Annotated in this window: 20 protein-coding genes; 9 read left to right on the top strand and 11 right to left on the bottom strand. The window is 55.6% G+C overall.

Going from position 1 to position 21,766, the window contains the following annotated elements:
* The first annotated feature begins 113 nt into the window (after positions 1–113).
* Entirely contained in the window at positions 114–3,029 is a 2,916-nt protein-coding gene (ileS, locus tag AAC620_RS10270) for an isoleucine--tRNA ligase (protein ID WP_340244759.1), read from the top strand.
* A 78-nt stretch (positions 3,030–3,107) separates the two neighbouring features.
* Positions 3,108–3,971: a glutathione-dependent disulfide-bond oxidoreductase gene (gene yghU, locus AAC620_RS10265; RefSeq protein ID WP_340244758.1), complete on the top strand. Its 864-nt coding sequence runs from the start codon at positions 3,108–3,110 to the stop codon at positions 3,969–3,971.
* Here the strand turns inward: yghU and ygfZ are convergent, their stop codons facing one another.
* The gene (gene ygfZ, locus AAC620_RS10260) at positions 3,972–4,733 is read right to left on the bottom strand and encodes a CAF17-like 4Fe-4S cluster assembly/insertion protein YgfZ (RefSeq protein WP_340244757.1); all 762 of its coding nucleotides are present in this window, start codon (positions 4,731–4,733) and stop codon (positions 3,972–3,974) included. It abuts the gene before it with no gap.
* A gap of 137 nt (positions 4,734–4,870) precedes the next feature.
* On the opposite strand from ygfZ, the gene AAC620_RS10255 reads away from it, so the two are divergent.
* Positions 4,871–6,076, top strand: coding sequence for a pyridoxal-phosphate-dependent aminotransferase family protein (locus AAC620_RS10255; RefSeq protein WP_340244755.1), 1,206 nt, complete (start codon positions 4,871–4,873; stop codon positions 6,074–6,076).
* Between the two features lies 1 nt (position 6,077).
* Here AAC620_RS10255 and AAC620_RS10250 read toward each other — a convergent pair whose 3' ends face one another.
* From AAC620_RS10250 to deoC, 3 genes are read right to left on the bottom strand one after another with little or no spacing between them, the layout of a single operon-like run.
* A complete protein-coding gene (locus AAC620_RS10250) occupies positions 6,078–7,181 on the bottom strand; it encodes a pyridoxal phosphate-dependent aminotransferase (RefSeq protein ID WP_340244753.1) in 1,104 nt (367 codons plus the stop codon).
* Positions 7,182–7,196: 15 nt separating this feature from the next.
* Positions 7,197–9,560, bottom strand: a complete 2,364-nt coding sequence (locus AAC620_RS10245; RefSeq protein WP_340244751.1) for an aldehyde dehydrogenase family protein — start codon at positions 9,558–9,560, stop codon at positions 7,197–7,199.
* Between the two features lie 8 nt (positions 9,561–9,568).
* Entirely contained in the window at positions 9,569–10,582 is a 1,014-nt protein-coding gene (deoC, locus tag AAC620_RS10240) for a deoxyribose-phosphate aldolase (RefSeq protein WP_340244749.1), read from the bottom strand.
* 133 nt (positions 10,583–10,715) lie between these two features.
* Here deoC and rpe point away from each other — a divergent pair, with 133 nt between their 5' ends.
* Entirely contained in the window at positions 10,716–11,402 is a 687-nt protein-coding gene (rpe, locus tag AAC620_RS10235) for a ribulose-phosphate 3-epimerase (protein ID WP_340244748.1), read from the top strand.
* 51 nt (positions 11,403–11,453) lie between these two features.
* Here rpe and ccrA read toward each other — a convergent pair whose 3' ends face one another.
* Positions 11,454–12,749, bottom strand: coding sequence for a crotonyl-CoA carboxylase/reductase (gene ccrA, locus AAC620_RS10230; RefSeq protein WP_340244747.1), 1,296 nt, complete (start codon positions 12,747–12,749; stop codon positions 11,454–11,456).
* 348 nt (positions 12,750–13,097) lie between these two features.
* Here ccrA and AAC620_RS10225 point away from each other — a divergent pair, with 348 nt between their 5' ends.
* Both AAC620_RS10225 and AAC620_RS10220 read left to right on the top strand, forming a co-directional pair.
* The gene (locus tag AAC620_RS10225) at positions 13,098–15,065 is read left to right on the top strand and encodes a protein meaA (RefSeq protein WP_340244746.1); all 1,968 of its coding nucleotides are present in this window, start codon (positions 13,098–13,100) and stop codon (positions 15,063–15,065) included.
* 122 nt (positions 15,066–15,187) lie between these two features.
* Positions 15,188–15,496, top strand: coding sequence for an H-NS histone family protein (locus AAC620_RS10220; RefSeq protein WP_340244745.1), 309 nt, complete (start codon positions 15,188–15,190; stop codon positions 15,494–15,496).
* Between the two features lie 37 nt (positions 15,497–15,533).
* Here the strand turns inward: AAC620_RS10220 and AAC620_RS10215 are convergent, their stop codons facing one another.
* The 3 genes from AAC620_RS10215 to AAC620_RS10205 all read right to left on the bottom strand — a co-directional run bounded on the left by AAC620_RS10215 (position 15,534) and on the right by AAC620_RS10205 (position 17,972).
* Positions 15,534–16,718, bottom strand: coding sequence for a type III PLP-dependent enzyme (locus tag AAC620_RS10215; protein ID WP_340244744.1), 1,185 nt, complete (start codon positions 16,716–16,718; stop codon positions 15,534–15,536).
* Positions 16,719–16,896: 178 nt separating this feature from the next.
* A complete protein-coding gene (locus tag AAC620_RS10210) occupies positions 16,897–17,745 on the bottom strand; it encodes an urea carboxylase-associated family protein (RefSeq protein WP_340244743.1) in 849 nt (282 codons plus the stop codon).
* Between the two features lie 95 nt (positions 17,746–17,840).
* A complete protein-coding gene (locus AAC620_RS10205; RefSeq protein ID WP_340244742.1) occupies positions 17,841–17,972 on the bottom strand; it encodes a hypothetical protein in 132 nt (43 codons plus the stop codon).
* 225 nt (positions 17,973–18,197) lie between these two features.
* Between AAC620_RS10205 and AAC620_RS10200 the strand changes: the two genes are divergently transcribed.
* From AAC620_RS10200 to AAC620_RS10190, 3 genes are read left to right on the top strand one after another with little or no spacing between them, the layout of a single operon-like run.
* The gene (locus AAC620_RS10200) at positions 18,198–18,749 is read left to right on the top strand and encodes an ImmA/IrrE family metallo-endopeptidase (RefSeq protein ID WP_340244741.1); all 552 of its coding nucleotides are present in this window, start codon (positions 18,198–18,200) and stop codon (positions 18,747–18,749) included.
* Positions 18,749–19,183, top strand: coding sequence for a hypothetical protein (locus AAC620_RS10195; protein ID WP_340244740.1), 435 nt, complete (start codon positions 18,749–18,751; stop codon positions 19,181–19,183). The genes AAC620_RS10200 and AAC620_RS10195 overlap by 1 nt, the downstream gene beginning before the upstream one ends.
* Positions 19,138–19,803, top strand: coding sequence for a hypothetical protein (locus AAC620_RS10190; protein ID WP_340244739.1), 666 nt, complete (start codon positions 19,138–19,140; stop codon positions 19,801–19,803). Before AAC620_RS10195 ends, AAC620_RS10190 begins: the two co-directional genes overlap by 46 nt.
* A 39-nt stretch (positions 19,804–19,842) precedes the next feature.
* On the opposite strand, the gene AAC620_RS10185 is transcribed toward AAC620_RS10190, so the two are convergent.
* Genes AAC620_RS10185 through AAC620_RS10175 form a run of 3 tightly spaced genes read right to left on the bottom strand, consistent with a single transcriptional unit; the run spans position 19,843 to position 21,747 of the window.
* On the bottom strand, positions 19,843–20,622 hold the full coding sequence (locus AAC620_RS10185; protein WP_317656450.1) for a succinate dehydrogenase iron-sulfur subunit: 780 nt from the start codon (positions 20,620–20,622) through the stop codon (positions 19,843–19,845).
* 13 nt (positions 20,623–20,635) lie between these two features.
* Positions 20,636–20,935, bottom strand: a complete 300-nt coding sequence (locus AAC620_RS10180) for a hypothetical protein (RefSeq protein ID WP_340244738.1) — start codon at positions 20,933–20,935, stop codon at positions 20,636–20,638.
* Positions 20,932–21,747 (bottom strand): sulfotransferase domain-containing protein, encoded by an 816-nt coding sequence (locus tag AAC620_RS10175; protein WP_340244737.1) that lies wholly within the window; start codon positions 21,745–21,747, stop codon positions 20,932–20,934. Before AAC620_RS10175 ends, AAC620_RS10180 begins: the two co-directional genes overlap by 4 nt.
* Positions 21,748–21,766: the final 19 nt, after the last annotated feature.

Genomic DNA, 21,766 nt, shown 5'->3' with positions numbered 1-21,766 from the left:
GCTCTGATCAGCAGGGCCGCCGGGACTAAGGTGTTGAGCTATCGCGCCGCTCTTTCCCCTCTCATTGGTCATGGCCTGCCATGACCCGTTTCAGCCAATAGGACGTCCTTCCCATGTGTGCCGATCTTCCCGACTATAAAGACACGTTGAACCTTCCCCAAACTGATTTCCCGATGCGCGCAGGCCTGCCACAGCGCGAGCCTGATTGGCTGGCCCGTTGGGAGAAAATTGGCGTTTATCAACGCCTGCGCGACAAGGCGGCAGAGGCGGCTAAGGCAGGCGCGCCGCGCCCGCCATTCGTGCTGCATGATGGCCCCCCCTATGCCAATGGCAATCTGCATATCGGTCACGCACTGAACAAAGTGCTGAAGGATATGGTTGTGCGCAGCCAACAGATGATGGGCCATGAGGCGCGCTACATTCCTGGTTGGGATTGTCACGGCCTGCCCATCGAATGGAAGATTGAGGAGGCCTATCGCGCGAAAGGCCAAGATAAAGACAAGATTGACGTTGTCGATTTTCGTCAGGAATGCCGCCGCTTTGCCGAAGGGTGGATTGATGTGCAGCGCGCGGAGTTCAAGCGCCTTGGCGTAACAGGGAATTGGGACAAGCCCTACCTCACCATGGATTTCCGCGCCGAGGCGGTGATCGCGGGCGAGTTTATGAAATTCCTGATGAATGGCGCGCTTTATCAAGGCTCGAAGCCCGTCATGTGGTCGCCTGTTGAAAAGACCGCATTGGCCGAGGCGGAAGTGGAATATCACGACCGCCAGACCGATGCGATTTGGGTGCCGTTCAAGGTACAAAATTCTGGCGCGCTTGGTGGTGCTTTTGTCGTGATCTGGACAACCACCCCTTGGACGATTCCGCAAAACCGCGCGATTTGTTTTGGCCCTTCGATTTCCTATGGGCTCTATGAGGTCACCGCGACCCCTGACGAATGTTGGGCCAAGGTTGGTGATCGCTATCTTGTAGCTGATAAACTGGCCGAGGATGCGCTTGGCGCGATGCGTCTTGAGGCGGGCCACTACACGCGCCTGCGCGACATCAGCGCCGATGAATTGGCCACGCTTGTCACCCATCACCCGCTGCATGGGGCTGAGGGCGTGAATGGCGAATGGGATTTTGAGGTCAAACTTTTTGCAGGCGACCATGTCACCGATGATGCGGGCACGGGTTTCGTGCATACCGCGCCAAGTCACGGGGATGATGACTATCAAATCGGTCTCAAGCATGGGCTTGAGATGACCTATAATATTCTGGATGACAGCAGCTTCCGCGCTGATCTGCCCTTCTTTGCAGGGCTTCGCGTCATCGAAGAAAACGGCAAGGCGGGTAAGGCCAATAAGGCCGTGATCGACAAGCTGGTTGAGGTTGGCGGCGTGCTGGCCCGCCGCCGCATCACCATCTCGGACGCGCATAGCTGGCGCTCAAAGGCGCCTGTGATCCGCCTGAACCGTCCGCAATGGTTTGCAGCCATCGACCGCGAGATTGGCGGGGATGACACCTATGGCAAAACCATCCGCGAACGCGCGCTGCGCTCGATTGATGAATTGGTGACATGGACACCTCAGACCGGGCGCAATCGTCTGCATTCGATGATCGAGGCGCGGCCCGATTGGGTTTTGTCGCGGCAACGTGCATGGGGTGTGCCGCTCAGCTGCTTTGTCAAAAAAGATGCACAGCCAAGTGACCCCGATTTCTTGCTGCGCGATGACGCGGTGAATGCCCGCATCCTTGAGGCCTTTGAGGCTGAGGGCGCAGATGCATGGTATAAGGAGGGGGCCAAAGCCCGCTTCTTGGGCAATGAATATGACCCAGATGCCTATGAGCAGGTCTTTGATATCTTGGATGTTTGGTTTGACTCTGGCTCGACCCATGCCTTTGTCTTGCGGGATCGCGAGGATGGCTCAGAGGATGGGATTGCGGATCTCTATCTCGAAGGCACAGACCAGCATCGCGGGTGGTTCCATTCCTCGATGTTGCAGGCTTGCGGCACAATCGGCTGTGCGCCCTATCGCGGTGTGCTCACCCATGGCTTTACGCTCGATGAGAAGGGCATGAAAATGTCCAAATCCTTGGGAAATACGGTCGCGCCGCAGGCGGTGATTGACCAATATGGCGCCGATATTCTGCGGCTTTGGGTGGCGCAATCCGATTATACGGCGGATTTGCGCATCGGGCCTGAGATCTTGAAGAACGTGGCCGACAGCTATCGCCGTTTGCGCAATACGATGCGGTTTATGCTTGGCTCCTTGGGTGACTTAACGGAAACCGACCGCACAGAAGCCGCCGATATGCCCGAGTTGGAGCGCTTCATCCTGCATCGTTTGTCAGAGTTGGATCGGATCGTGCGCGAAGGCTATGCAAAATATGATTTCCAAGGCGTGTTCCAAGCGCTGTTCAATTTTGCGACCACTGATTTGTCGGCCTTTTACTTCGATATCCGCAAAGACGCGCTGTATTGTGATGGTGATACTGCGCAACGCCGTGCGGCACGCACAGTTTTGGATCACCTATTCCAACGCCTGACCACTTGGCTTGCGCCGATTTTGACCTTCACCATGGAGGAGGTCTGGCTTGAGCGGAACAAAGACCCTGAGGCCTCAGTGCATCTGGTGGATTTCCCCGACACCCCTGCGGCGTGGTATGATGCAGACTTGGCCGCGAAATGGGCGATGATCCGCCGTGCGCGCCGCGTGGTGACAGCCGCCCTTGAGGTGCAGCGCCGTGACAAGGTGATTGGGGCCTCCCTAGAAGCCGCGCCTGTGATCTACGTGGCAGATGCCGCAATGCGCGCAGCGCTGCAATCCGTGCAGTTCGAGGATTTGGTCATTACCTCTGCGGTCACGCTGAGTGATGAGGCGATACCCGCGGATGCCTTCACTTTGCCCGAAATTGAGGGGGTTGGTGTGGTCTTTGCCAAAGCGGATGGCGAAAAATGTGCGCGCTGTTGGAAAATTCTGCCTGATGTGGGCAGCCACAGCCATGCCCATGTTTGCGGGCGCTGCGACAGCGCGTTGACCTGAAAATCGCAATCTCGTGACTTGGAACCTGACCCGAAAGGGTTAGGTTCCTTTTTATGTTCAAGAAATGAGGGACGGATCATGTCGGAAAATGCGCCATATACCCCGCCAAAGGTTTGGGTTTGGGACAAGGAAAATGGCGGCAAATGGGCGGGTCTGAACCGCCCGATTGCAGGGCCTACCCATGACAAGGATTTGCCGCGGGGGGATCATCCGTTTCAACTTTATTCATTGGCTACACCGAATGGGGTGAAGGTCACCGTCATGTTCGAGGAATTGCTCGCCGCGGGTCATGCGGCGGAGTATGACGCGTGGCTGATCCGTATCGGGGATGGCGATCAATTCGGGTCTGGCTTTACTGAAGTGAACCCCAATTCGAAAATTCCCGCGCTAATGGATTATTCTGGCCAAACCCCTGTGCGCGTTTTTGAATCGGGCGCGATTTTGATGCATTTGGCCGAAAAATTTGGCGCCTTTTTGGGCCGCCCAGAGGATCGGCCAGAACTTTTGTCGTGGCTTATGTGGCAAATGGGAAGCGCGCCCTATTTGGGCGGCGGTTTTGGGCATTTCTATGCCTATGCCCCCTTTGCGCAAGAATACCCGATAAATCGTTTCGCGATGGAGGTGAAGCGCCAGTTGGATGTGCTTGATCGTCATCTTGCAGGGCGCGATTGGATGGTGGGGAATGAGATAACCATTGCCGATATTGCCATTGCCCCATGGTATGGCCGCCTTGTGCGCGGTGAGGCCTATGACGCGGGCGAGTTTCTCTCTGTGCATGACTATAAAAATGTGGTCGCTTGGGCCGAGCGCTTCTATGCCCGCCCTGCTGTGCAGCGCGGTGCGATGGTCAACCGCACCTATGGCCCGCTTGAAGGGCAATTGCACGAACGTCATTCTGCCGATGATTTCCTGAACCGCACGCAGGATAAAATCGGCGGGTGATTACTCGGCGAAATGCACCTCGGCTGCGCCCGCCCGCATAACAGCTTGGGCGCGGTCAAAACGTAAATACGCCAGTGCTTGATCCCCAGAAATGCTATGAAGCTGCCCGACCTCGCGGCCGTTCGCGGTGATGAGGTCGCCTTCCGCAGCTGTGCCGCTGACCGTGACCCACGCCAGCCCTTTGCGCAACTCGGTCTTGTGTTTCATCCGCGCTGTCACCTCTTGGCCGACATAGCACCCTTTTTTGAAATCCACACCATTTAGCCGCTCAAATCCAAGTTCTAGGATATAGCTGTCATTGGGGATCAGTTCGCGCCCATGTTCAGGGATCAAATGGGCAATGCGCGTGGTTTTCCATCCTGCCGCATCCCATAAGTTGGGCAAGCCAGACTGGCCATAGGCGCGCCAACCAAGGGCAGGGTCACGTGGATCAGCATATGCCCCTTGTGGCAGGGTGCCATGCCCCACGGCCACTGTCATATCCGAGAGGGTCAGTGCCACATCTGCGCGCAGCTTATACATCGACAAGCGCTGCATCAGCGGTGCGGCCAAATCACCGTCCACATCAAGCAAAACGCGATCATCGCGAGTCAGCATGAAAAAATCAGCCAGATACTTCCCTTGCGGGCTCAGGATCGCGCTGTAGCGCAGCCCTTCGGCATCTTCAGGGAGGGCATTGGTGGTCAAACCTTGCAAGAATTTCTCGCGTTCAGACCCTGATACCTCAATGATTTTACGATTTTGTGGCTGCTCTTTAATCATGGCGCTGTTTCCCTTGTCTTGACCAGAGAGCTAATCATTCTTGCGCTCTTGCCAAGGCCGTCAGAGTAATTGAAATTGCACCAAGACGCAAAAGCCTGTGCCTTGCTTTTTGCCGATTTCAACAAAGGGACACTTCCATGAGCCTTGCCAACGGTCGTCACTATCTTGCCATTCCTGGCCCTTCGGTCATGCCTGATCGCGTATTGCAGGCCATGCATCGTCCCGCGCCGAATATTTACACGGGCGAGTTGGTCGAAATGGTGCATGGGCTGATCCCTGATCTCAAGGCGGTAGGCCGTGCGCAAAAGGCCAATGTGGCGATTTATATTGCCAATGGTCATGGTGTCTGGGAGGCGGCGCTGTGCAACACGCTGTCGCGGGGCGACAAGATTTTGGTGCTTGGCACGGGGCGCTTCTGCCTTGGATGGGGCGAATTTGCGGCGGGTCTGGGTATTGACTGCGAGATCATTGATTTTGGCCCTCAATCCGATATCGACATGGCCCGCGTGGCTGAGGCCTTGGCGGCAGATAAGGCCCATGAGATCAAGGCCGTTCTCGCGGTGCAGGTGGATACCTCTAGCAGTGTGCGCAATGATATTTTGGCCCTGCGGCAGACCTTGGATGCAGCGGGGCACCCCGCGCTGTTGTTCTCTGACAACATCGCTTGTCTCGCCTGTGATGCGTTTGAATTTGACGCATGGGGCGTGGATGTGATGGTCACAGGCAGCCAAAAGGGTTTGATGACCCCGCCCGGGATTGGGTTTGTTTATTTCTCGGAAAAAGCGGATCAAGCGCGGGAACGGGCAAATTGTGTGACGCCCTATTGGGATTGGCGGCCCCGTGTGAATCCGACCGAATTTTATAAATATTTCAACGGCACTGCGCCGACCCATCACCTCTACGGGTTGCGTGTGGCTTTGGACATGATCTTGCATGAAGAAGGGTTGGAGGCCGTTTGGGCGCGCCATGCGACTTTGGCCCGTGCCGTATGGGCGGCCTTAGATCGTTGGGGCGCGAATGGCCCTGTTGCGGCCAATATTGCTGATCCTGCGAAACGCTCACATGCTGTGACCACCGTGGATATGGGCAAGGGGAATGGTGCTAAGATGCGGGATTGGATGACGGCCACGGCGGGCGTGACACTGGGCATCCCGTTGCAGGGGTTGCGTCCCGACCCTGCGCGTGCAGTTGATTTTTTCCGTATCGGCCATATGGGGCACGTGAATGCGCATATGGTTTTAGGTCTGTTGGGCAGTTTGCAAGCAGGTATGAAGGCGATGCAGATCCCGCATGACCCAACTGGGTTAGAGGCCGCGATTGAGGTCATTGGCGAAGCAGGCTGATCTAGCCGAGGGCGGCAAGTGCCTTTGGCAATTCTGCCTCAAGATGTGCCAACATCGCGGCATCCCCGCATGAGATGCGGATTGTGCGATTGAGCGGGGCAATCGCGGGCATGCGGAGAAATACGCCGCGCTTGGTCAACTCGTTGAGAAGCGCCGCTGCATAGGCGCCATCGCGCCCGCAATCCACCGCCACGAAATTCGTGGCCGAAGGCAGCGGCGTTAAACCATTCTCTTGCACGATACGGGCAATCTCGGTGCGAGCTTGGGTGATTTTCTCAACGGTTTGGTTGAGGTAATCTTGATCCTTCAGGGCCGCCAAAGCGCCCGCTTGCGCGATACGCCCCATCCCAAAATGGTTGCGGATTTTGTCAAAGGCACGGATCAGCTCGTGATGGCCGATGGCATAACCCACGCGAAGCCCCGCAAGACCATAGGCTTTGGAGAAGGTGCGCATTCGGATCACGCGGGGATGGCTGACATCCATCGCAGGAATGGCCTCGTGCGGCGCGGTATCGGCATAAGCCTCGTCCAAGATTAGCACCGTCTCAGGGGGCAGCGCGGCGATAAGCCGTTCGATTGCCTCGGCCTTGTGCCATGTGCCCATAGGATTGTCGGGATTTGAAAGATAAAGCAGCTTTGCACCGGTCGCCCGCGCCGCGGCAAGCAGTGCTTCAGGGTCTTCGTGATCGTCTTTGTAGGGCACAGTCGTAACCTGCCCACCGAATCCCGCGACATGGTAAAGAAAAGTGGGGTAAGCCCCAAGCGAGGTAACGACAGCATCCCCCTCGGCCACCAACAGCCGCACCAAATATCCAAGTAACCCGTCTATCCCTTCGCCAACCACGATGTTTTCAGGCGCGACCCTATGGTGCGCTGCAAGGGCATGCCGCAAATTATGGAGTTCAGGATCGCCATACATCCACACATCGCGCGCTGCGGCCTGCATTGCGGCGATCGCCTTGGGCGAAGGGCCAAAAACACTTTCATTGGCGCCAAGCCTTGCGACAAAGCCAAAGCCCTGCGCGCGCTCTTGCGCCTCGGGGCCGACAAACGGCACTTTTGCGGGCAGGCTATCAATAAGCTTGGTGTAGCGTGGGCTGGTCATGAAATGGCTTGATCCTCAGGCCCCGTATGGAACCCAAACGGTTTTGACTTCAGTTGCTTCTTCCAAAAATACCACGCCCTCACAAGCGGGATTGCGCCAATCGGGGCTTTTGCCCTTAAAGCCTGCCAGACCCCAACTGCGCTTGACGTTGAGAGAGGCCTTCGTGTCAATGAGATGCGCCTCTATATTTGCATTAAAATTCCAGATTGCATCAACGGCCATATGCGCTGCTAAATCTGCGGCCATCTCGGATGGGTCGCCCGTCACAATATTGATCACGCCTGCGGGCACATCGGAGGTGTCGAGCACTTGATAGAAATCGGTCATCGCAAGACCACCTTCCAAACTGGGCAGGAGAACCACGCGGTTCCCCATCGCGACCGCAGGCGCAAGAAGCGAAATTGCGCCCAAGAGCGGGGCGTTTTGCGGGGCTATGATGCCAATCACCCCGACCGCCTCGCGTAGCGCCATCGCCAAGCCGCGCAAGGGCACGGCCCGCGCTTCGCCTGCGAATTTGTCGGCCCATGCGGCATAGCTGAACAGGCGGCTTAGGCTTGTTTCAACCTCCGCTTTGGCGGTGGCTTTGGATTGTCCTGTGAGATCACAGAGACGTTCCGCAAATTCCTGTCCGCGCGCCGCCAAATTCTCGGCGAGGTAATACAGGATTTGCGCGCGACTATGGGCGGGCATCGTGCCCCATCCTGACGCGGCTTCCGCAGCCTCAACGGCGTTGCGAATATCCTTGCGGTTGCCGCGGCCCAATTGGCCAAGCATGTCGCCCGATTTTGACCAAATTGGAATGACATGGCCGCCATCAGGGCGCGCTTGTTTGCCGCCGATGTAGAGTTTGGCGGTGCGGTCTATCGCGGGTGTATTCGCCTGCTTGGGCGTTGCGGGGGCGGGGTGGCGCACTGGCTTTTCAATTTTGGTCAGGGGCAGCGGTGCCTTCATATAGGCGCGCAGCCCCTCAACCCCACCTTCACGACCAACCCCTGATTGACGCACCCCGCCAAAGGGCGCGGCAGCGTCAAACATATTGGTGCCATTGACCCAGACAACACCCGCTGCCAATTTCGGGGCAATATCAAGCGCAAGGCTGATATTCTCACTCCAGATTGACGCGGCAAGACCGTAACGCGTGTTATTGGCAAGGCTCACGGCCTCCTCAGGGGTGCGAAACCGCGCGGCCACAAGAACGGGGCCAAAAATTTCTTCCTGCATCAGGGGGTGGGCGGTGCCGAGATCGGTGATCAGCATGGGCGGCAAAAAGCAGCCTGTCTCAGGCAAGACACATTCAGGGCTGAACGCATCAACACCCGCCACCATGTCGCGCACGCGGGCGGCTTGGCTGTCATCGACCATCGCGCCGATGTCGATGGATTTATCCAGCGGATCACCCACGCGCAGTTTTGCCATCCGCGCGCGAATTTTGGCGTAGACCTCATCGGCCACGCTGTCCTGAACCAACAGGCGTGACCCCGCGCAACAGACCTGCCCTTGATTGAACCAAATCGCATCAACCAAGCCCTCAACAGCGCTGTCGAGATCGGCATCATCAAAGATGATGAAGGGCGATTTGCCACCCAATTCGAGGCTGAGTTTCGTGCCTGATCCTGCGCGGGCTTGATAAATTTTGCGCCCAACTTCGGTTGAGCCTGTGAAGGCCAATTTGTCGATGCCTGCATGCGCGGCCAAATAGGCACCCGCTGTGCCATCCCCTGTTATGATGTTCACAACACCTTTGGGCAGGCCAACCTCCTGACAGATTTCTGCGAATAGAAGGGCGGTCAACGGGGTGAACTCGGCAGGCTTTAACACAACCGTATTGCCCGCGGCCAAGGCAGGGGCAATTTTCCACGCGAGCATCAAAAGCGGAAAGTTCCAAGGAATGATTTGCCCACAAACGCCAAGCGGTTGATGGTCTTCGGCCACAGTTCCGCGCAATTGGGCGAGGCCTGCATGATAGTAGAAATGCCGTTGAGCAAGCGGAATGTCGACATCGCGTGCCTCGCGGATTGGCTTGCCATTGTCGAGAGTTTCGAGCACTGCAAAGAGGCGACTGTGTTTTTGCAAAGCCCGCGCCAAAGCATAAAGGTAGCGCGCACGCGCATGATCGCTGAGCCGTGACCATGGCCCAAAGGCCTTTCGTGCCGCGCTAATGGCCGTGTCTATCTCGGTTTCAGTTGCTTGCGCGATATGCGCCAGAACCTCGCCACGGGCAGGGTTGCGGGTTTCGAAATGATCTTGGCCCTTAGTAAAGCTGCCATTGATGAAATGTCCAAACTGGCCATGATGCCCCGCAATCCATGCGCGCGCCTCAGTATCGGCTTCGGGCGCGGTGCCATAGTCCATGGTTTCGAAAATTTCGGTGATATTCATGATCTGCCTCAGGCCATCGGGTGATTGTAACGGGCGGAATAAGCACCCGTGGCTTGGTGTTCGAGTTGGCGTTCAATATCGCCAAGAAGAGAGGACGCGCCAAAGCGGAAAAGTTGCGCGGACATCCAAGCTTGTCCCAATTCTTCTTTCATCAGCGCCAGATAGGTCAGCGCGTCCTTCGCTTTGGAAATGCCACCTGCGGGTTTGTAGCCGACCTTAAACCCTGTGCGCGCCTCATAAGCGCGGATTGCGCGGATCATGGTTAGGCTGACGGGCAGGGTGGCATTGACCGCTTCCTTACCGGTTGAGGTCTTGATGAAATCTGCGCCCGCCATCATGCAAACGAGGCTTGCGCGCGTGACATTGCGCAATGTTCCAAGTTCGCCTGTGGCTAGGATCGCTTTGACATGGGCCGCGCCGCAAGCTGTGCGAAACTCTCGCATCTCGTCATAAAGCGCCTGCCAATCCCCCTCGAGGACATGGCGGCGCGAAATCACAATATCGATTTCTTGCGCGCCCGCGGCAACGCTTTCCTTGATCTCTGCCACGCGCAGATGAAAGGGCGACAACCCCGCAGGAAAACCTGTGGATACCGCTGCCACAGGGATGCCGCTGCCCTCCAGCGCCTTAAGCGCGGGCTCGACCATGTCGTGATAGACGCAGACCGCCCCCACTGTGATCTGCGGCAGTCCCAGACGCTCTAGAATATCTGCGCGCACGGGCTGCTTGGCCTTTTCACAAAGCCGCGCCACCCGCGCCTTGGTGTCATCGCCTGACAATGTGGTCAGGTCGATCATCGTTACGGCGCGGGCAAGCCATGCTGTTTGATATGCCTTTTTCACGCTGCGCCGTGTGCCAATTGTGGCTGCGCGCCGTTCAATTGCAGATCGATTTGCTGTAGCACGCGCAACCCAATCAAGGTCGAGCGCCATTCCCTCGTTGCGGGGGAGGTGCAATTGCGGCAGCTGCGCATGGCCCGTCTGGTGGCCCGTTGCGGCAAAAGTTTTGGTGGTTTGGGTCATGTTTTGGCGTCACTCATACAGTCAGCTTTTACGCTTACACGCGCGGCGATGCTTGGCAAGGTGGTGACAGGGGTAGAATTGAGCGTTAAGGGAGAGACAACGCTTTAGCCCAAACATTTGAAAGCCCTGCCCGATGTCCTTTGATCGCTCGATAAAAATCGCCCCGTCTATTCTCTCTGCGGATTTTGCCAATTTTGGTGCAGAGATCCGCGCCATTGAGGCGCAAGGGGCGGATTGGGTGCATATCGATGTCATGGATGGGCATTTCGTGCCGAACCTCACCTTTGGCCCGCCTGCGGTGAAGGCCTTTCGCCCTCATGTGAAAACGGTCATGGATGTGCATCTGATGATCGTGCCTGTTGACCCCTATATTGATGCCTATGCGGATGCAGGGGCAGATATTTTGACCGCGCATATTGAGGCGGGCCCGCATATTCACCGCACGCTGCAGGCCATTCGTGGTGCAGGCATGAAAGCTGGGGTGGCGTTGAACCCTGGAACACCCGCCGACAGTGTCGCGCATCTTTTGGATTTGTGTGATTTGGTTTGCGTTATGACGGTCAACCCAGGCTTTGGCGGGCAGAAATTTATTGATCTGACGGACAAAATCTCGCGTCTGCGCGCGATGATCGGGGATCGTCCGATCCATATTGAGATCGATGGGGGCGTTGATCCCGTAACCGCACCATTGGTGGCTGCCGCGGGCGCGGATGTGTTGGTCGCAGGCTCAGCCGTTTTCAAGGGCGGCTCGGTCGATCGCCCTGAGGTTTACGGCGACAATATCGCGTCTATCCGAAAAGCGGCCGCATCCGCGCAATAAAAAAGGCGCGCAAAACTGCGCGCCTTTGGATTAGTTTGTCTGAAAGAGGGGCTATGCTTTATTGGGGCCCGCCTCAAGCACATCTTCCAAGGTGCGCAGGCCTGTGCGGGGCGCTTGAACCAACACCGACATATTGCCGGGCTTGTGTTGGTTGTTCAGCATTTTGCTATGCGCATCGGGCAATTCGGCCCATGGCATGACCTCGGACATACACGGATCAAGACGGCGCTCGCACATTAGGCGATTGGCGGCTGCAGCTTGCTTGAGATGGGCAAAGTGGCTGCCTTGCAGGCGCTTTTGATGCATCCACATATAGCGCACATCAAAGGTGCAGTTGAACCCTGTTGTGCCTGCACAGATAACAACCATGCCGCCCTTTTTGCACACGAGAGTTGAGATGGCGAAGGTCGATTCACCTGGGTGCTCAAACACCATATCGACATTCACGCCTTTGCCAGTGATGTCCCAAATTGCTTTGCCAAAGCGGCGGGCCTCTTTTAGCCACGCGTTATATTCTGGGGTGTTCACCTTGGGCATTTGACCCCAGCAGTCAAATTCCTTGCGATTGATCACACCTTTTGCGCCAAGGCTGAGGACGTAGTCGCGCTTGCTTTCATCTGAGATGACGCCAATCGCATTCGCGCCTGCAGTGTTGATCAACTGAATGGCATAGACACCAAGCCCACCTGATGCCCCCCAGACCAGAACATTCTGGCCAGGTTTTAACTCATGCGGGTGATGGCCAAACAGCATACGATAGGCCGTGGCAAGGGTCAGGGTGTAGCACGCGGATTCTTCCCAAGTCAGGTGCTTGGGGCGTGGCATTAACTGCTGAGCCTGCACACGGGTAAACTGGGCGAATGACCCATCGGGGGTTTCATAGCCCCAAATGCGCTGTGTCGGCGAGAACATTGGATCACCGCCATTACATTCTTCGTCATCCCCGTCATCTTGGTTGCAGTGGATGACGACCTCGTCCCCTACTTTCCAAGATTTCACTTTGTCGCCAACGGCCCAAACAATGCCTGCGGCATCAGAGCCTGCGATGTGATAGGGGGCGCCATGCCCATCGAAGGGGCTGATCGGTTGACCCAAGCCCGCCCAAACGCCGTTATAGTTTACACCTGCAGCCATAACCAAAACCAATACTTCTTGGCTGTCGATGCTGGGTGTTTCTACGACCTCAAGTTGAAATGCTTTGTCGGGCGTGCCGTGGCGCTCTTTCCGGATGGCCCATGCGTGCATTTTTGGCGGCACATATCCCATCGGAGGCATCTCGCCCATATCATAGAGGTCTTTTTCGGGCGCCTCATAGTAGAGGGGCGTCTGATTGCTGTCCAAAGCCATTGGGGCCTCCGTAAATTGCGCCCCAAGGGGCGTGTGGTGCTGCGATGCGGAATCGCTGATGTGCTATTGCAGCATTGAATAGCAAGGGCTGCGCAACAATTCAAATAAAAATACAAATTTTGAGAAATAAAATGTCTCACATGGTGCGGCGTCTCGCCTTTTTAGTCGCATCAGCTTGCCAAGATCATAGGTAGATATTCTTCAATATATTGATTTTATTATAAATTATTTTGGGCCGTTGAGCGCGTGCCTTCATTCTGCATTGCAGCGAATTGACAGAGACATAAAGTTTTCCATATACCTCTATTTAAGTAAGGATGTTGCTAAAGACGAATCTGGAGGGCGCTGATGGCCGAGATGCAGAAAGATAAGCCTTGGTTGATCCGCACCTATGCAGGTCATTCTACGGCCAAAGCCTCGAACGCGCTGTATCGGAGCAATCTGGCCAAAGGCCAGACGGGCCTATCCGTTGCCTTCGATTTGCCTACCCAAACGGGATATGACAGCGACCATGCGCTTGCGCGCGGTGAGGTGGGTAAGGTCGGCGTGCCCGTCAGCCATTTGGGCGATATGCGCACCCTGTTTGAGAATATCCCACTGGAGCAGATGAACACCTCAATGACCATTAACGCGACCGCGCCTTGGCTTTTGGCGCTCTATATCGCGGTGGCTGAGGAGCAGGGCGCCGAGGTGGCGGCCCTACAAGGCACAGTTCAAAACGATCTCATCAAAGAATACCTGTCGCGCGGGACATATATTTGCCCCCCTGCGCCGTCTCTGCGGATGATCGCAGATGTGGCTGAGTATTGTTATACGCATGTGCCAAAATGGAATCCGATGAATGTCTGCTCGTATCACCTGCAAGAGGCGGGTGCGACACCCGAGCAAGAACTGGCATTCGCCCTTGCGACAGGGATTGCGGTTCTTGATGCGCTAAAGCCCCGCGTGGCAGCAGAAGATTTCCCCGCACTTTGTGGTCGCATCTCCTTTTTTGTGAATGCGGGCATCCGTTTTGTGACCGAGATGTGCAAGATGCGCGCTTTTGTTGATCTCTGGGATGAAATTTTGGAACAGCGCTATGGCGTAGAAGACCCTAAATTTCGCCGCTTCCGATATGGGGTTCAGGTGAACTCTCTCGGCCTGACAGAGCAGCAGCCTGAAAATAATGTCTATCGCATCCTGATTGAGATGCTCGCCGTGACATTGTCGAAACGCGCCCGCGCGCGGGCGGTGCAATTGCCTGCATGGAATGAGGCCTTGGGCCTGCCGCGCCCATGGGATCAGCAATGGTCGATGCGGATGCAGCAGATCATGGCCTATGAAACCGATTTGTTGGAATATGGCGACCTTTTTGACGGCAACCCTGTGGTGGATGCCAAGGTCGAGGAATTGAAATTAGGTGCGCGGGCGGAATTGGCCAATCTCGACTCGATGGGCGGCGCGATCATGGCGATTGATTACATGAAAGCACGTTTGGTCGAAGCGAATGCTGACCGTGTGGGGGGGATTGAGCGGGGCGACACCACTGTTGTCGGCGTCAACCGCTTTACGCAATCAGAGCCTTCGCCTTTGGTCGATGAGGAGGGCGGGATCATGGTTGTTGATCCTGCCGTTGAGGCCGACCAAATCGGGCGCCTTACTGCGTGGCGCGCCGCACGTGATGGCGCCGCTGTCGAGGCAGCTTTGGCGCGATTGCGCGATGATGCAATTGCAGGGCGCAATGTCATGCCCGCCTCGATTGACGCCGCAAAAGCGGGCGTGACGACTGGCGAATGGGCCGAGGTCATGCGCGCCGTGCATGGTCAATACCGTGGCCCAACGGGTGTTTCGAAATCTGTGTCGAACAAGACCGAAGGTCTGGAGGATATCCGTGCCGCCGTGGATGCGGTCAGCGATAAACTGGGCCGCCGTCTTAAGTTTATGGTGGGCAAGCCCGGACTTGATGGGCATTCCAACGGGGCGGAACAAATCGCCTTCCGCGCGCGCGATTGTGGAATGGATATCAGCTATGAGGGTATCCGCCTGACGCCCGAGGAAATCGTTCAAGCGGCCCTTGCGGAAGAACCCCATGTTATTGGCCTGTCGATCCTATCAGGCAGCCATGTGCCTCTGATCGAGCAATTGATGGGGCATTTGGAGGCTGCAGGATTGGGGCATTTGCCTGTGGTTGTCGGCGGCATTATCCCAGAGGCGGATGAAAAGCGCCTTTTGTCTATGGGCGTTGCGCGGGTTTATACACCCAAGGATTTCGAATTAAACCGCATTATGTTTGATATCGTGGCCTTGGTTGAACCCCGTTCCGTTGCGGCTGAGTAAATAATAACGCGCTAGATTTTCAATAATTATAGCGCGCGCATTAAATATATTCTTGTTGCCAATATAAAATAACAGGCTTAATCCTTCTGCCAGTTTGAAATTCCAAACGGGTTGGAAGCATTATGTCTATTGATCTTTCAAAAATGTCGAAAGATGAGCTTGTCGCACTTCAAAAAGATGTCGCAGCGGCAATTAAAGATTTTGATAAACGGAAAAAGAAAGAAGCCCTGATTGCAGCCCAAAAAGCGGCACAAGAATTTGGGTTTAGCCTTGAAGAGGTGTTCGGCGGTCGTAAAGCGGGTGCTAAAGTTGCGCCACGCTATCGTAACCCCAGCAATCCTGACCAAACATGGACGGGCCGTGGCCGCAAACCCCTTTGGGTTGTGGATGCGTTGAATTCTGGAAAATCTTTGGATGATCTAGCGATCTAAAATGAGCAAAGCCGCCCAAAAAGGGCGGCTTTTTCTTTTAAATGGCAACCACATCTAAAGGTGGAAAGCCGTTAAATCCTACGGATGCATAGGTTGACGTATAGGCCCCGCAGGCGCGGATGATGATTTTATCTCCGCCCTTCAGCCCAAGCGGCAATTGCACCGGCCGCTTTTCATAGAGAACATCCGCGCTGTCACAAGATGGGCCTGCAAGAATGCAGGGGCCCGTGACTTCGTGGTCGCGCTCTGTGATGAATTGATAGCGGATCGCCTCATCCATTGTCTCGGCAAGGCCTGAGAATTTGCCGATATCAAGATAAACCCAACGGCATAGGTCATCGGTTGATTTGCGCGAGACAAGCAGCACCTCTGCGGCGATCATGCCCGCCTCACCGACCAGACCGCGGCCAGGTTCAGCCATGATTTGCGCCACATCCCCAAAGCGGGCGTGAACCTGATCCATAACGGCGCGGGCATATGCGGTGGGGTGTGGGATGTCATCGCCGTAAAAGGCGGGGAAACCGCCCCCGATATTGAGCAAGTCCAAACCATGCCCTGCGGCTTGCGCGGCGTGCCAAACGGCAGCGATCTGATCCAGCGTATCAGCCCACATCATCGGATCACGGGTCTGGCTGCCCACATGGAAGGACAGGCCGCGCGGGGTCAAACCAACCGCCTGGGCGTGCTCGATCAAGCCCAATACAGTCTCGCGGCTTGTGCCAAATTTGCGTGTCAGCGGCCAATCGGCACCTGAGGCTTCGACAATCACGCGGATATAGACCTGGGCATTCGGGGCATGAGCTGCGATTTTGTCCAACTCTTCCACAGCATCGGCGGCAAAGAGCGCGATCCCTTGCGCATGGGCATAGGCAATATCGGCAGGGCGTTTAATCGTGTTGCCGTAAGAGATATGCGCAGGCCGCGCGCCATGTTCCAGGCAGGCCTCAATCTCGGCGCGAGAGGCCGCATCAAAATGCGCGCCAAGACCCACAAGACGGGTCAAGATTTCAGGCGCAGGGTTGGCTTTGACCGCGTAATGAATATCCGCATGGCCCAAGCCTGCTTTGAGTGCGTGATACTGCGCTTCGATCCGCTCCAGATCCAGAACAAGGGTCGGGCGATCAAAGCTTGTGCTGCGGATATAGCCCAACAGACGGGCATCGGGATCAACGGGTTGAGAAATAGCTTCGCAAACCGAAGGCTCGGCAAATGTAGCGTTCATAGGCATCTCCAATAGACATGGGCCGAAACTCGACCAGACGTTCCAAGGGAGACGTTACCGTCGCTACATTAACCGCGTGGGTGCTAGCCCACCTCGCCAGAGGCGCGTGCGTTGGCGTCTGTGCGCGGGCGTTTGCATCACCTGCGATCAAATAGCAAGAAGTTTTTTGCAGCCCGCCTCACAAACCATGGCTGCGGTCGTAACCGTTGGCGGGGCGGGGGGTAAAATGGGCGGTCAACTCGCTGTCAAACACCTCCACCAACATCGGGTGGCAGGTGGCGCTATCCGAGGAATGCTCCGCCCCGCAATCCCCACCCGGACAGGCAGAGAGCGCGCCCAAAAGATCCATCTCGGCCAGAAAATCCAGATGATCCCCCGCCCGCGCGGGCGTGGCCTTCATGAAATATTGGCCCGTATCACGGGTGAACCCTGTGCACATAAACACGTTGAGCACGTCATGCACCGCCATCTCGGCCTCGGCCAAAGATAGGCCGCGATGGGCCGCCAGCGCACGGGTCAGGTTGGAATGGCAGCAATGATGATATTGCCCCCCAGACAGTAAGTTATGCGTATAGGGGTCACAGCGCGTCCCGATCACATCATGCACCGCGCCGCCAAAATCATCGCGCCCATACCACCCTAAACTGTCCTCAAGCATCAGGGCCATGGCGCGCAGATGCGGCAGGTTGGAATAAAGCGTGTGGCCTGTGCTGACATGGCTGCCATGAATGGCGCGGGTTTTGCCCGAAAAGAACCGTTCGGACAGATCATGCGCATTCCATAGGTTAAGATCCCCCACCTGCGCCCCTTGCGGCAGGGAGATGCGGAAGGATTGCCCTGCCTTCACCTCGAAACAGGCCGCCTCGCGTGGGGGGATCAGCACCTCGGCCGTTTTGCGCCAGTGCTTGCGTGCGCGCGCCATGCGGGCGGGGTCAGGCGCGGGCAGGCTATCGGTGGGATAGCAGATCACAGGCGTCACCGCGCGGCGCGCCTCGGCATCCTGTGGGGCCGTGATGTGGTCTGTCATATTACGCCCTCCTGCATGGGGTTTGACCCGTTTTAGCGGCAAGGCGGGCGTGGGGCCAAGGGGGAATGACATCCCCCTTTGGCAAGGGACGGTGCCTAGGGTGTGTAATAGCCAAAAATCCCCTCAAGATCGGGGTCATCCAGACTGGGGGGTGTCTTTTGATGCGGCTTGGCCCAAGCAAACGGCCAAATCAGCGGCCAAACGGGGAACTGCAACATATGGATCATCTTTTTGCCCTTTCATCAGGCTGAGGTGATCCTCCCTATGGGGATGGTTATAGCATAAAATTTGTGTATATTATAAAAAATTATATATATCGGGTGTGTTGTGCTGGCTCAACGAAGTGTATATATGTGCGCAAGCTTGCTGCGAGGTTTATCACGACCTTCGGAGCGCGGGTAGTTGCACTGAACTGCGTCTAGGTTCTCTTATCAAACGATTGAAGGTGCCTAATGAACGAAGCAATTAACTATGAAAACCCTATTCCAACACGCGCCACCCAAAGCAGAATATTTCAGTTTGCCGAACAACTGCGTGAGCAAAGCAATATCAAAAGTGGTTTTGACCTGCCAGCCTTGATCAAGGCAAACAATGGTGAGATTAGCTATATTGATTTTCTTGATGCTAATCAGACAGATGCGATTGTCGTAGAACCCGATGGTTCATTTAAAATTTTCCTTTCGTCTCATACGGGGGTTTTACGCGATAATTTTACAATTGCTCATGAAATCGGGCACCGAGTTTTGCATTGGCCCCGTGTTCGCAAACAGCATCAAGGCAGCGGTATGCGTGCAACGAGGCAGGTCGTAGAAGATCAACCCGACTCTAAAAGGTGCGAAATGGAGGCAAACTGGTTTGCTGCTGCATTTCTGATGCCTCGCGATCAATTCCAAGAGGCCTATTCTCAAGGCATTGATTTTGCATCAGAAAAATTTGGTGTAACTAGGTCGGCTATTATAATTAGAGAGAAATCTCTGAACGATCGAGGAGAATTTTCTAATTAATGAACGATGATGCGCAGACTAGATGTGCTGATTTTCGAGTAAGATTATTTCTTTCAGTTGATTTAAGTGGTTCAACAGCATTCAAGAATTCAAAAGTTGGTAAAGGCTCTGATGGAGTTCATCCTAAATGGGTGAATGAATTCAACAGATTTTACGATCGATTTCCAAAAGAGTTTCAGTCGAAGTATCGATCGGCCTATAGCCTAGATTTAGGAGGGGATGAGCCTCTGCGCCTTTGGAAAGCAATTGGTGATGAACTGATTTTTTGCGGAGTTATAACGAGCATCAAGTCTGCAGAGTGTGCAATAAAAGCGTTCACGGGGACGATGTTTGAATTTCGCAAGATTTATGGACAAGAAGTGATGCCTCTTGATCTGAAGGGGGCAGCGTGGATTGCCTACTTTCCCGAACCGAACCGAACCGAACAGTTCTAGTTCATAATGGAGATGGCAATCAAGCCAGTGAGGATGACCCTATTGCCAGTGAAGCATTAGAGAAGAAAGCGGATCATCACCCCCACCGGTATGACTTTTTAGGAACTTCCATTGATGAGGGGTTCCGCGTTGGAAGCTTAGCTAGCCCTTCAATGTTCACTTTAAGTGCGCAGTTGGCTTTATTGTTGTGTGATCCGAATGGATCGCTTCCGCTTTACTACGACGGAGGGGCGCTACTAAAGGGCGTAGTAACTGGGATAGATTATCCAAGGATCTACATCTTAACCACTAGTAATATGCCCACTGAAGAACTTCTTATAGCACAAAGGGAACTTGTTGGAAGTTTAGGAAGTGAAAAAGAAAAGCTGAAAAGATATCTTTCAGAATTCTGTAAAGTTAATGGTTGGGAATGCGCAGCACTTCCCATAACTTGGGATGGAGAAGGTCAACCTTATCGCCCACCCGAATTTTACTCAGAAATCCAGCAAAAAATAACAGAGCACTTGAAGAGCCAAAATACACTGATTGATTTGGAGCCTGACTGCAGCGAACAAGAGGGTCCAACTCAAGAATTGGATGAGCTTACCGAAACTCTAAGTCCGATAACTAATCAGGACTGATGCAGATATAAGGGGCCTTTCGGCCCCTTTTCTTTTCCCTCACAACTGCCGTTCCACCATCATCTTCTTGATATTGGCGATGGCCTTGGCGGGGTTTAGGCCTTTGGGGCAGGTTTTGGTGCAGTTCATGATCGTGTGGCAGCGATAAAGTTTGAACGGATCTTCCAACTCGTCTAGACGCTCGCCCGTGGCCTCGTCACGGCTGTCGATGATCCACCGATAGGCGTGCAGAAGCGCCGCTGGCCCAAGGTAGCGGTCGCCGTTCCACCAATAGCTGGGGCAGGAGGTGGAGCAGGAGGCGCACATCACGCATTCATAAAGCCCGTCCAATTTCTTGCGGTCTTCGATGGATTGGCGCCATTCCTTTTCGGGGCGCTGCGTTTTCGTCTCAAGCCATGGCATGATCGAGGCGTGCTGCGCGTAGAAATGGGTCAGGTCGGGGATCAAATCCTTAACCACGGGCATATGGGGCAGCGGATAGATTTTCACATCGCCCTTGATCTCATCCATGCCATAGATACAGGCCAATGTGTTGATCCCGTCAATATTCATCGCGCAAGACCCGCAAATCCCCTCGCGGCAGGAGCGGCGGAAGGTAAGTGTCGGGTCGATCTCGTTTTTGATCTTGATCAGCGCGTCCAAAACCATCGGCCCGCAGCTGTCCATATCCACCCAATAGGTGTCGACACGGGGGTTTTGCCCGTCATCGGGGTTCCATCGGTAAATCTGGAATTTGCGCAGGTTCGTGGCCCCCTCGGGCTTGGGCCAAGTTTTGCCCGTTGTGATCTGCGAATTCTTTGGAAGTGCGAGTTCTACCATGGTCGTCTCCGTCTCACTGGCTGCCCGTTTCGGGGTAGAGGGGTGTTTCGGGCGCTTGGCCCGTCAATCTGGTCACGCAGGTGGTATAGACATCTTCTGGGTCGCGCCCTGCGAGGTAATCCGAGGACAGGCCGATTTGCACACCCGCAGATGTGCCGCCTGTGCCAACGCCAACCGCGATTTGGGTTTGGGGTCGTGTTGCCGCGTCTGCGCGTTGGCGGCATTGCGCCTCGGCCTGCTCCATAGTGGGCGGCGCGGGGGGCGTGCAGGCGGCCATCAGCGCCGCCGCAAGAAGGGGCAGGGCGCGCATCATGGTCGTGTCTCCTGCACCCAATCGGTGGGATGGGTTTCATAGCCAAGCGCCACCAAATCCGCGCCGAATGTTTCGGCATAGTCTTCGGCAATGGCGCGGGGCAATTCATCGCGCCACCGCGCGGGCGCGCCCGAGTCGATATGGATATCCAACGTCTCGCCAATGCGGTCACGATGGGTCATTGATCCGAACAGGGAATGATCGAGAAAACATGCGCGCCCAATGTCGATGGCCTCCGCATCAAAACCCAAGAAGTGCAGAATATCCGCGAAAAGCGCGCCGTCCTGATCTGCCATCAAATCCTCATAACGGATTTCGGCAAATGTATCGCGGTTGTAATCCCATGCGGTCATTTCCGCCATGGTCTGTGCGTGCCGCCCTGCCATTTCAAAGCGCAATTGTGCGGCCAGATCGGGCAAGCTGCGCATATGCGCGAGATAGGATTTCCCGCCAAGCGCGGGGTCGGGGCTTGCCAATTGCGGTTCGCGTGCATCGGGCACGCGGGCGTGATAGCGCGCGCCTGAGATCAGCACATCGCGCGGGTCGCGGATCAGGTGCAGCCCCCGCATGTCGCCGCGGCTCAGGGTTTCGGGTGCGAAATCAGAGGACCAATGCGCGATCACATTGCGCCCCTCATCCGCCGCGGCGGTTTTTCCAAAACCAAAAGGAAGGCCGAGCTTATAGCACATCGCCCAAAACACCCATCGCATCCACAGCGTGCCTGTCTTGTGGTGGGTGCCAATGCAAATCAGGCGCACAGGGGCGGCGGGCGCAGTCATATGGTCTGCGCCCGTCTGGAAATCGGTGGTCATGGCCTGCAGTCCCACCGCA

Origin of the sequence: Roseobacter sp. HKCCA2468 (assembly GCF_037805105.1) — a bacterium.
Taxonomy (GTDB): Bacteria; Pseudomonadota; Alphaproteobacteria; order Rhodobacterales; family Rhodobacteraceae; genus M30B80.
The sequence above is the reverse complement of the archived record's forward strand: the minus strand, read 5'-3'. Positions and strand labels throughout refer to the sequence as shown.